At 38.5% G+C, this 9,278-nt stretch carries 10 protein-coding genes; 2 read left to right on the top strand and 8 right to left on the bottom strand.

Translation table 11 applies throughout. From position 1 onward, the window contains the following. Positions 1-58 precede the first annotated feature (58 nt). From AC0KTX_RS16035 to sppA, 3 genes are all read right to left on the bottom strand, one after another. Positions 59-730 carry a DUF2953 domain-containing protein gene (locus AC0KTX_RS16035; RefSeq protein WP_474253087.1) on the bottom strand — a complete coding sequence of 224 codons (672 nt, stop codon included), beginning with the start codon at positions 728-730 and terminating at the stop codon, positions 59-61. A gap of 101 nt (positions 731-831) precedes the next feature. After that, a complete protein-coding gene (locus AC0KTX_RS16030) occupies positions 832-1,305 on the bottom strand; it encodes an RDD family protein (protein ID WP_474253086.1) in 474 nt (157 codons plus the stop codon). A gap of 12 nt (positions 1,306-1,317) precedes the next feature. Further along, positions 1,318-2,319, bottom strand: a complete 1,002-nt coding sequence (gene sppA, locus AC0KTX_RS16025) for a signal peptide peptidase SppA (RefSeq protein WP_474253085.1) — start codon at positions 2,317-2,319, stop codon at positions 1,318-1,320. A 133-nt stretch (positions 2,320-2,452) separates the two neighbouring features. On the opposite strand from sppA, the gene AC0KTX_RS16020 reads away from it, so the two are divergent. Beyond that, on the top strand, positions 2,453-3,256 hold the full coding sequence (locus AC0KTX_RS16020) for an NAD kinase (RefSeq protein WP_474253088.1): 804 nt from the start codon (positions 2,453-2,455) through the stop codon (positions 3,254-3,256). A 68-nt stretch (positions 3,257-3,324) separates the two neighbouring features. Here the strand turns inward: AC0KTX_RS16020 and AC0KTX_RS16015 are convergent, their stop codons facing one another. The 4 genes from AC0KTX_RS16015 to ezrA all read right to left on the bottom strand — a co-directional run bounded on the left by AC0KTX_RS16015 (position 3,325) and on the right by ezrA (position 7,869). Continuing rightward, positions 3,325-3,537 (bottom strand): small, acid-soluble spore protein, alpha/beta type, encoded by a 213-nt coding sequence (locus tag AC0KTX_RS16015; RefSeq protein ID WP_474253084.1) that lies wholly within the window; start codon positions 3,535-3,537, stop codon positions 3,325-3,327. 90 nt (positions 3,538-3,627) lie between these two features. Next, a complete protein-coding gene (gene thiI, locus AC0KTX_RS16010) occupies positions 3,628-4,845 on the bottom strand; it encodes a tRNA uracil 4-sulfurtransferase ThiI (RefSeq protein WP_474253083.1) in 1,218 nt (405 codons plus the stop codon). 3 nt (positions 4,846-4,848) lie between these two features. Next, on the bottom strand, positions 4,849-5,997 hold the full coding sequence (locus AC0KTX_RS16005; RefSeq protein WP_474253082.1) for a cysteine desulfurase family protein: 1,149 nt from the start codon (positions 5,995-5,997) through the stop codon (positions 4,849-4,851). A gap of 168 nt (positions 5,998-6,165) precedes the next feature. After that, positions 6,166-7,869: a septation ring formation regulator EzrA gene (ezrA, locus tag AC0KTX_RS16000; RefSeq protein ID WP_474253081.1), complete on the bottom strand. Its 1,704-nt coding sequence runs from the start codon at positions 7,867-7,869 to the stop codon at positions 6,166-6,168. Positions 7,870-8,054: 185 nt separating this feature from the next. On the opposite strand from ezrA, the gene hisJ reads away from it, so the two are divergent. Continuing rightward, on the top strand, positions 8,055-8,858 hold the full coding sequence (gene hisJ, locus AC0KTX_RS15995; RefSeq protein WP_474253080.1) for a histidinol-phosphatase HisJ: 804 nt from the start codon (positions 8,055-8,057) through the stop codon (positions 8,856-8,858). Here hisJ and AC0KTX_RS15990 read toward each other — a convergent pair. Continuing rightward, positions 8,832-9,218, bottom strand: a complete 387-nt coding sequence (locus tag AC0KTX_RS15990) for a hypothetical protein (RefSeq protein ID WP_474253079.1) — start codon at positions 9,216-9,218, stop codon at positions 8,832-8,834. The genes hisJ and AC0KTX_RS15990 overlap by 27 nt on opposite strands. Between the last annotated feature and the right edge of the window lie 60 nt (positions 9,219-9,278).

The following is a 9,278-nucleotide window of genomic DNA, read 5'->3' as shown; positions in this document are numbered from 1 at the left end:
TTGACACCCCCGAATCATACCAAGAGGGCTTTTTTTATTCAAGTCCCCGAAAAAACTTCTAACAGGAATGCTCCTTTAACTTCTGTTCATTGTCTTTGTCTTGTGATGACTTCTTGAATATTTTCAGTAAAGCCATTTTATTTCGAGACCATTTCATAAGACGTATTCCTGCTATCATAGCATGTCCCAGCCGGAACTGAATCATACATTTGAATGAAGTTTTAGAGGTTCTTTTCGTGAAATTTGGAGAAATCGAAATATCTGGTGAAACTAGGAAGTTTACATGATTAGAAGCAAATTGGATCACCATGCTTTTCAATGTCCACATTACACCGGCAGCAACACCGGTAGAGGCTGCCTCTCCCGTACCGATGACTGTATGCCATTCCCATTTCAGCACTTTAACTTTTTTAAAAAATTTATGAATAATGACAAATAAATGTTGAACCTGCCTCACTAATTCATTAAAGGATCGTTTGGCTTTTTGAATATCATGCTTGGAAATTTTTTTGATCGATTGATTTTTTGAAGTTTTTGAAATATTTTCTTGTTTGATTACTAAATTTGCATTTTTTTTATCCATTTTGATCATCGGAATTTTTTTCCGATAGCGAATGAGGCCTCGAAGCATTTTAAAGGTTATTTCCAGAAAATCGTCATCCTTCTCATGCAAATAGTCAATCACAATCGTTAGTTTCAGCAGCGAAAGGAACATTATTAAGATCAGCAAACCTCCTAACAACGAAAGAAAGAAAACCACCGCCTCCACATCCTTTCAGTGAACCATTATCACCTTTTCTTAAAAAAATAAACCTGCCAATTTGGCAGGTTTTATTTTTCTTCATGTATGACGGTTGTGTCGCTGAAAAGATCATGCAATCCTTGTTTTCTTTTTGTAAAAGCTGCCACCACGTATCCAATCCAGAAAGTCTTCGAAATATATCTTCCAATCCATTCACGAATAAGAACATCCCCCCATGTCAATTTTTTTCTCTTTAAGGAGATGACTTTTAAACCGAACACCATTTTTCCAATCGTTTGACCTAAAAATTTGGTCATGAGCACAAAATATAAAAAGAAAACAAGCGCGGAAGCAATTCGATAAGGAGAAAAAAGAAAATCGCTTTTCTCCAGTCCCATCAAAAGAAAAACCGGATGAATCAAAATGCGGGTAATGCTCGAAATGACGATTAAATCTAGAAGATATGCCCAAAATCTCATCCAAAATCCGGCAAAACGCTCTTCTTTAGTACAATCGCTGTCTTTTTGCTCCATTTGTTTGAATTCCTCGAATGTAGCGTCCATCATTGATCCCCCCTATTCCGCATACAAATACATTAAACGCGGGGAATTTGGTTTCGTGAACAGCTGGTAAAGGCCTTGAAACTCCATCTCTTTTGAAAATATTTTCATGGCTGTCATTGACAGCAAAGATTCCAGACCGGCATTTGCCTTATATTGAATAACTTGCGGATTTTTTAATTTCAAGTCCTTTTTCATAGCTTCCACCGTGTCATCAAAGTATCCGAGCATATCAACTAAATGAAGCTCCTTCGCTTGCCGTCCGTCATAGATGCGTCCATCAGCAATTTTGCGCACTTCCGTTTCATCCATTTTTCTCCCTTTTGCAATGACATCGACAAATCCTTCATATGCATTGTTCACAAGTTTTTGAAGAATGTCTCTTTCTTCTTTTGTCATTTCCCTCGTTGACGACATGATATCTTTATATGGTCCGCTTTTGATTGTTTCAGTTTTCACGCCAAATTTTTCAGCCAGTTCACTGTAGTTGATTCCTTGCATAATAACTCCGAGCGATCCTGTCATCGTATCAGGTGCGGCAAAAATTTTATCAGCGGCAGTTGAAATATAATATCCGCCTGAAGCTGCCATTGATCCCATCGAAACATATATCGGTTTTTTGGATTTTTCCTTTGCCTCCAATAATTCTTTATGAATCTCCGCGCTTTCAACGACGCCTCCTCCCGGAGAATTGACCCGCAAAATAATTCCCTTGACGCTGCGGTCCTCTCCGGCCTTTTCAATGAGCTTTAGAAATTGTCTGTGATTGTAGCCTTGGCTCGTAAATATAGAGGCAACATCTTCTCCAGTGTCTTGAATCACGCCATTGACTTCAAGGACAGCAATTTTTTGATCCGGCATTCCATCTTTCACAATTTCTTCTGAAAACGGTGTTTGGAAAAAATTTTTCGATAATTTTTCAGCATTAGAAGCTGCAAAGGAAATAAAACTGATTATGGTTGAAAAAATAAATAAAACTGCTGCTATTCCTAAAGCAGCCCACCTTTTAGCAGACAAATCTATAACCTCCTTGATTTTGCCCCATTTTTTGCATACGATTTCATGATAAAGTGATAAAATTGACATATAAATTTATTTTAACACGATTTCCTCAGCATGTGGAGAATACTTCCAAGGAAGGAGAGTTTTTCTGATGGATCTTCGCCGCAATGTGTATTTTTTTTATAAAGAACATAACGAATTGAAGCAAAAGGTAGCACCTTTAATAGATTTAGCGGAACAATACAACTTCACCGTCGTCTCTGATCCAAAAAAAGCGAACATCATTGTGGCCATCGGAGGGGATGGAACGTTTTTACAGGCAGTGAGAAAAACGAATTTTCGCGATGATTGCTTATACATAGGAATCGCAACCGAAGGACATATCAGTTTTTACTGTGATTTTCACATCGATCATCAAGAGAAAATGGTGGAAGCCCTTAAACTTGAAAAAGTGGAAGTGCGAAAATATCCAATCATCGATGTCACAATCGACCAAGAAATCAAACTGTCCTGTTTGAATGAATGCAGTGTTAAATCAAGCATTATTAAAACTTTTGTCATCGATGTGTTTATCGATGATTTGCATTTTGAGACGTTCCGCGGAGACGGTATGATCATTGCTACGCCAACGGGAAGCACTGCTTATAATAAATCCGTCAAAGGAGCTGTTGTTGATCCACTGCTCGATTGTTTGCAAGTCAGCGAACTTGCCTCATTAAACAACAATATGTATAGAACATTGGATTCTTCCTTCATTTTAAGCGGCGGTAGAAAACTAACGCTAAAAGTTGCTCAAGACGGCAATGACCACCCAATTATCGGCATGGACAACGAAGCTTTAAGCATACGGCATGTTCAACAAATCGATATCCAATTGGGCAAGAAAAAAATCAAAACGGTGAAATTAAAAGATAATTCTTTTTGGGATAAAGTGAAAAGAACATTTTTATAGTGGTGTCTATGAATAAGAGCGAAAAGGTGAACCCTTTCCGCTCTTTAAGCCATTGTATTTTTTTATATTTATTGCATTGTGCCGCCAGACATTTGTTGCTGAGCAAATGCCACAAGCCGTTTTGTAATTTCACCGCCAACAGAACCGTTTGCGCGGGAAGTAGTTTCTGGTCCTAAGTTTACGCCGAATTCTTGTGCAATTTCGTATTTCATTTGGTCAAGAGCTTGCTGCGCTCCTGCAACTAAAAGCTGGTTGCGGCTTCCTGATCTACCTTGAGCCATGTGTTTTCACCTCCTTGTGGGATTAGATTGTGAAAAAACACATGGCTTCATACAATAAAAGGCATGGAAATTGTTTTGTGTATTTGCAATTTATAGAAGGCCTTCCAAATCATCTTCCATTGTCTTTTCAGCATTCACGTTTTCCGGCAATTCAATAGTGATGGTCTCTTCGATCGCCTTTTTAATAAGCGGGGCAAAATCAACATAGCTTTCATATTTCAATACTTTTTCTCTTTTCGGCTTTGTTTTCGGCGATGCAGGTGTAAAAATGGTGCAGCAATCTTCATAAGGCCGATTGGAGATAGGAAACGTTTCAATTTTTTCAGCAATGTCAATAATTTCGTTTTTATCCATCGAAATGAGCGGCCTTAATACAGGCGTTGTTGTTACTTCATTAATAGCATACATGCTTTCAAGCGTTTGACTTGCAACTTGTCCCAAACTTTCCCCTGTAACAATCGCCAGCGCATCCCGCTTCTTCCGAATTTCATCAGCTATTTTCAACATCATTCTTCTCGTTGATGTCATCGTATAGTTGCTCATGATGTTTTGTTGAATGGTCACCTGTATATCTGTAAAAGGAACAATGTGGAGAGTAATTTTTCCTCCATATTCTGTTAATTTTTTTACGAGGTCAATGACTTTTTGCTTAGCTCTTTCATTCGTATATGGAGGGCTGAAGAAATGAATGGCTTCGATCTCAAGGCCCCTTTTCATGGACAAATAGCCGGCAACAGGGCTGTCAATCCCCCCCGAAATCATAAGCATTGCTTTGCCGCTTGAACCGACGGGAAGCCCTCCTGCTCCTTTATAATCTTTGCACATAATATAAGTGGCATGCGGCCGTACTTCCACCCGAACGTTTATGTCAGGTTTATGGACATCTACTGTTAAATCTTCCGTATGAATCAAAATGTGCCGACCGATTTCATAATTTAATTGATCTGACGTGAGAGGAAAAGATTTATCCGCTCTTTTGGCGGAAACTTTAAATGTGTCTCCCTTTTTGTACAACTGCTTAACTGCTTCTAACGCCCGCTCCTTAATGGCTTCAATTTCGCTCTCTACCCTGATCGCCAGACTGAATGACTGAATGCCAAAAACAGTTTCAAGTTTTTTGGCTACTTTTTCTCCATCCTCGCCGTTAAGCTGAATGAACAACCGATCTCGATTCGCCGTAAAATTGAGCGACGGAAAAGAAGAAAGCGATTGTTTCACATTGTTTTTCAACTGATTTACAAATTGTTTGCGGTTTTTTCCTTTTAACGACATTTCCCCGTATCGAACTAAAATGTGATCATATTGCATCTTTTATAACCCCATTATCTTTCTTAATTTTTGAATAGATCCCGGAAGGACGTCAATCAACGGCATGACATCCTTAACCGTCTGTTTGATGGATAGGCTTACTCGTATGGAGCTTTCGGCAATTTTCTTATCCTTGCCCATCGCAAGCAGCACTTTGCTTTCCGATTTCTTCCTTGAAGAACAAGCCGACGTTGTCGATACATAAATATGTTCTTCTTCCAGCATATGAACGAGTACCTCCGCTTTCACACCGGGCACGGAAAAGTTAATAATATGCGGGGCAGAGTCATCTCTGGGGGTATTTAGCACCACTCCGTCTATTTTAGCAAGCTCGTCCATCAAAAACTGCTTTGTTTCCATAAGGCTGGAAATATGTTTTTCATAATCATCCAGCGCCAGCCTTAATCCTTTTGCAAGCGAAACATTTCCGGCCAAATGCTCTGTTCCGGATCTTAAATTCTTTTCTTGCCCTCCTCCGGAAATAAGCGGAAGAATTGGCGTGTTTTCTTTTATATATAAAATGCCTGTTCCGTTCAGAGCATGGAATTTATGACCGGAAATTGTGCATAAATCAACATTAGCCTTTTTTATATTTAAAGGAACTTTTCCAATTCCTTGCACATGGTCGACATGATAGATGATATGCGGAAATGGTTTCAAAACTTGTCCAATTTTTTCGATTGGCTGAATGGTTCCGACCTCATTGTTGACATGCATGGTGGAGACTAGAACGGTATCTTTCCGTATCGCTTTTTTAATATCGTCAGGGTCGACAAATCCTTTTTCATTGACAGGAATCCATGTCACTTCAAATCCGAATTGTTGTTCGAGCTGATGGATTGCTTCGCTGACTGATGGATGCTCAATGGTTGTCGCAATGATGTGTTTTCCTCTATGTTGCTGCGCAAACGCAGAGCCTTTAATTGCTAAATTATTCCCTTCCGTTGCTCCGGAAGTAAAAACAATTTCCTGTTCGCTTACTCCCAATAAACGTGCTGCTTGCTCACGCGCTTTGCCGAGCAGCCTTTCCGATTGGACGCCAAGACCGTGGATCGAAGAAGGATTGCCAAAATATTTTTCTGATACTTGTTTGTATGTATCAATGACTTCAGGATAAGGGTTGGTTGTTGCACTGTTATCTAAATAAAGCATAGATCCGTTATGCCCCTTTTTATGATTTTTCAATATTATCCTATGCAATGAAATATATTAACATAAGTCGTGCGAATGAAAAAGAAAACAAATTAATTTATTATTTCTGAAAACAGCAGAGGTTTTCGTATTTTAGAAAACAAGAAACCCGTCTGGCGAAAAGACGGGCTATTCATCATTCTTTATTTCTTTTTCGACAAGAGCAAAAATTTTATGTAAGGCCTCTGAATCAATCGCTTCAATAGCAGCGGCGGTTTGCTCCAGAGACTTGGCATATTCGTAGTTCCTGAACAATTGTTCAGCTTCTTTTAATTTTCGGTCGAGATCATGATAGCGGCTTCGGTAGCGATTGCCGTATTGAATGAGTTTTTCGATTAAATACACTTGCTCAATCATTTGGTCTGTTTCTATTTTCAATTTTTCAATCATGTTCACAGCATCATTGAGATAGACTTGAACGTTTTCCATATTTAACGGAATTTCATCAAGCGCTCTACCCGCTTTTTCAAGCGATTCTTGGGCGGTCTGAATTTGATCTAGAAAATGCGCAGGCAGTCCAGGAATATTGCTTTTTCGAATGGCTCGTTTTATATCAATCATCATCCGCTTTAATTCGTCCAGCTTGCTCCGGGCATTTAATTCATCCTTTCTTAAAGCCTGCAGCATCTCCTGCCACTCATTGTATTTTGCTTTTGCATCCTCCATTTGTTCGTTGAAAGCATTCAGTTCTTCCTGCAAAACGGAATACGCAATATTGGACTGTTCAATGCTGGTCAAAATATGATTATAATGGTTCTTTAATTGGTTCATCTGTTTATCCAGTTCTTTTAACATTTCAACATCATCATTTGACAATTGGTAGCTTTGTTTGACAAGCATGACTTGTTCTTTTAATTCCTTTTTTTCAGCAAAAAGCTTTTGCAGCTTTTCCCCGATTTTTTCAGCTTCCTGCTTGACATATTGGCTCGCGTACACTTCTTTTTCAAACAAATCATATATATTGTCGATCATTTCCTTAATTGCTTCCAAGCCTGTTTTGACATCTTCAGCTTCCGCATTGCTGAGCTTGTCTTTCAAGCTTTCCAAATTCTTTTCAATGGTGGAAATTTCCTTGTCCACTTCAAGATGTTCAAGATGATATCCTTCTTCAAGAAGCTTTTTATATCCTTCTTTCAAATCGGAAAGTTCATTTGGAACAATCATTTGACACTCCGTCAGCAATTTAGGAATATCGTCAATCTTTTCTTCGAGGGCGGAAAGTTTTTTCTTCTCTTCATTTAAAATTTTTTTTGCTGTTAAATAGTTTCCGCCATCCATTTCAGCGACAAATCTTTTTACTCCCTCCTGTATGTCATCAAGTGTTTTTTCCAAATTTCGATATGCGCTTCCAAAAGTGTGGCGGTGCGATAGCAGCGTTTTTTTCACTTCTTTCAACTTTTGCTTGACTTCTTGGCCGTCTGTTATGTTTTTGTTTTCAGTCGCCACAAGCTCATTAATTTCTTGAACAATGCTTTCCATTTGCCCTTCAATATCTTTTAAAACAGAATCAATATGTATTAAAATTTCTTTTGATTTTTTAAAACGGTATTTTTCCGCATATTCTTCCGCATCAAAAAGAAGTTCTTCCACTTTTGGAAGAAGAGTTGTTAAAATTTCCTCCCAATCTTGCCGCCAACGTTCAAAGCTTTCTTCCGTTTCACCGCTCATTTTCAATTCTTTCACTTTAGCCAGCTCATCGTTTATCGACTGGTTCATAATTTGAATTTTCCACGCTTCCAGCCTGTCCACTTCTTTATATATATTTTTTCGAAATCCATATCCTACGCCGAATATGAGAAAAAGAACTAGAATTAATGCAATTACGACTTCCATCATGAGACCCCTCGCTCCATTTACATTCTAAAAAGGGCATTTTATATTTAACGACATTGTCGAAAATGTACTATATAAAAAAATAATGTCATCTCAATGTAATTATGATACCATGATAACAACATTTTTTGAGCAAAATTTTTATTTTTTTCACATAACATGACAATATTTTTGAGGTGAAGGAAATGAAAAAAGATGGCCATGTCCACACTCCCTTTTGTCCGCACGGTACAAACGATTCGTTGGAGTTATACATTGAAACAGCCATTCAAAAAGGTTTCACTGACCTTACATTTACCGAACATGCACCACTACCAGAAGGTTTTGTCGATCCGACGCCCGAACAAGACAGCGCCATGTCCCGAAATGAAATCGAACGCTATCTGTTTGTTTTGCAAAATTTAAAAAAACAATATCAGGGTGTTATCAACATTCATATCGGGCTTGAGGTTGATTATATTTTCGGGTTTGAAGAAAACATCAAGCAATTTTTAAATGATTACGGAACTCTCCTTGACGATGGCATTTTATCTGTGCATTTCTTATTGATCAACGGTTCCTATTATTGCTTGGATTTCGATGAGCATACGTTTGCCCTCATGATCAAGTTGTCAGGCGGAATTGACCATTTATATAAACTTTATTATGAAACGGTTTTGAAGGGCATTGTTTCCGATCTTGGAAAACATAAACCGAAGAGGATTGGGCACCTCACCCTTATTCGCAAGTTCCAAAAGCGATTTCCCGCCACATTTAACGAAATACCGCCAATAAAGACCATTTTTCAAGAAATGAGCAAAAGAAAAATGGAGCTGGATGTCAACACATCCGGTCTACGCAAAACTTTTTGCGGAGAGATTTACCCATCCGGGGATATCGTCGATCTTGCCAAGGAGAAAAAAATCCCTCTCGTCTACGGGTCTGACGCCCATTGCGCGAAGGATGTGGGAAGCGATTATTTATTATTTGAGAAGATGGCGCGCCCCTAAACGGATCGCCTCTTCTTTTTTTGCAAACAATATTTGTTCCAGCCAAGAAATAATTTGTTGATGGTACTGTTTTACAAAATATTCCTCATAAGGATTGATATGGAGCACTTCATACAAATATTGAGGCTGCAAAAACGGCATGTTTAATATACTTTTCAAATAAGCAAGAAAATGGGCAATGTTCACTTTTTTCAACTCTTTCGCTTTTATGCCTTGTTCAAGCAGCTTGTGAAAATAATATTTTTCTTTGGCTAAATAGGTCGTCATCACCTGGCGAATCAGCGTTGAGTCAAGGGTGACTTCCCGATGGACAAAACGCGCCAGCATCTGGTTATTAAATTGATAACTGTAGTTGAGCAATTTTCATTACAATAATTACCATGTAAAAAGAGACAAACGGAGTACCCCTTATGCCACATG

This window comes from Aeribacillus sp. JST-2 (assembly GCF_056032925.1).
This window is presented reverse-complemented; position numbering and strand designations above follow the sequence as displayed.

Excerpts from the sequence above, each read along its gene's own strand:
- thiI (WP_474253083.1), bottom strand. The coding sequence starts at position 4,845 with ATGCAATATGATCACATTTTAGTTCGATACGGGGAAATGTCGTTAAAA.
- AC0KTX_RS16015 (WP_474253084.1), bottom strand. The coding sequence starts at position 3,537 with ATGGCTCAAGGTAGATCAGGAAGCCGCAACCAGCTTTTAGTTGCAGGA.
- hisJ (WP_474253080.1), top strand. The coding sequence starts at position 8,055 with ATGAAAAAAGATGGCCATGTCCACACTCCCTTTTGTCCGCACGGTACA.
- AC0KTX_RS16030 (WP_474253086.1), bottom strand. The coding sequence starts at position 1,305 with ATGGACGCTACATTCGAGGAATTCAAACAAATGGAGCAAAAAGACAGC.
- ezrA (WP_474253081.1), bottom strand. The coding sequence starts at position 7,869 with ATGGAAGTCGTAATTGCATTAATTCTAGTTCTTTTTCTCATATTCGGC.
- AC0KTX_RS16005 (WP_474253082.1), bottom strand. The coding sequence starts at position 5,997 with ATGCTTTATTTAGATAACAGTGCAACAACCAACCCTTATCCTGAAGTC.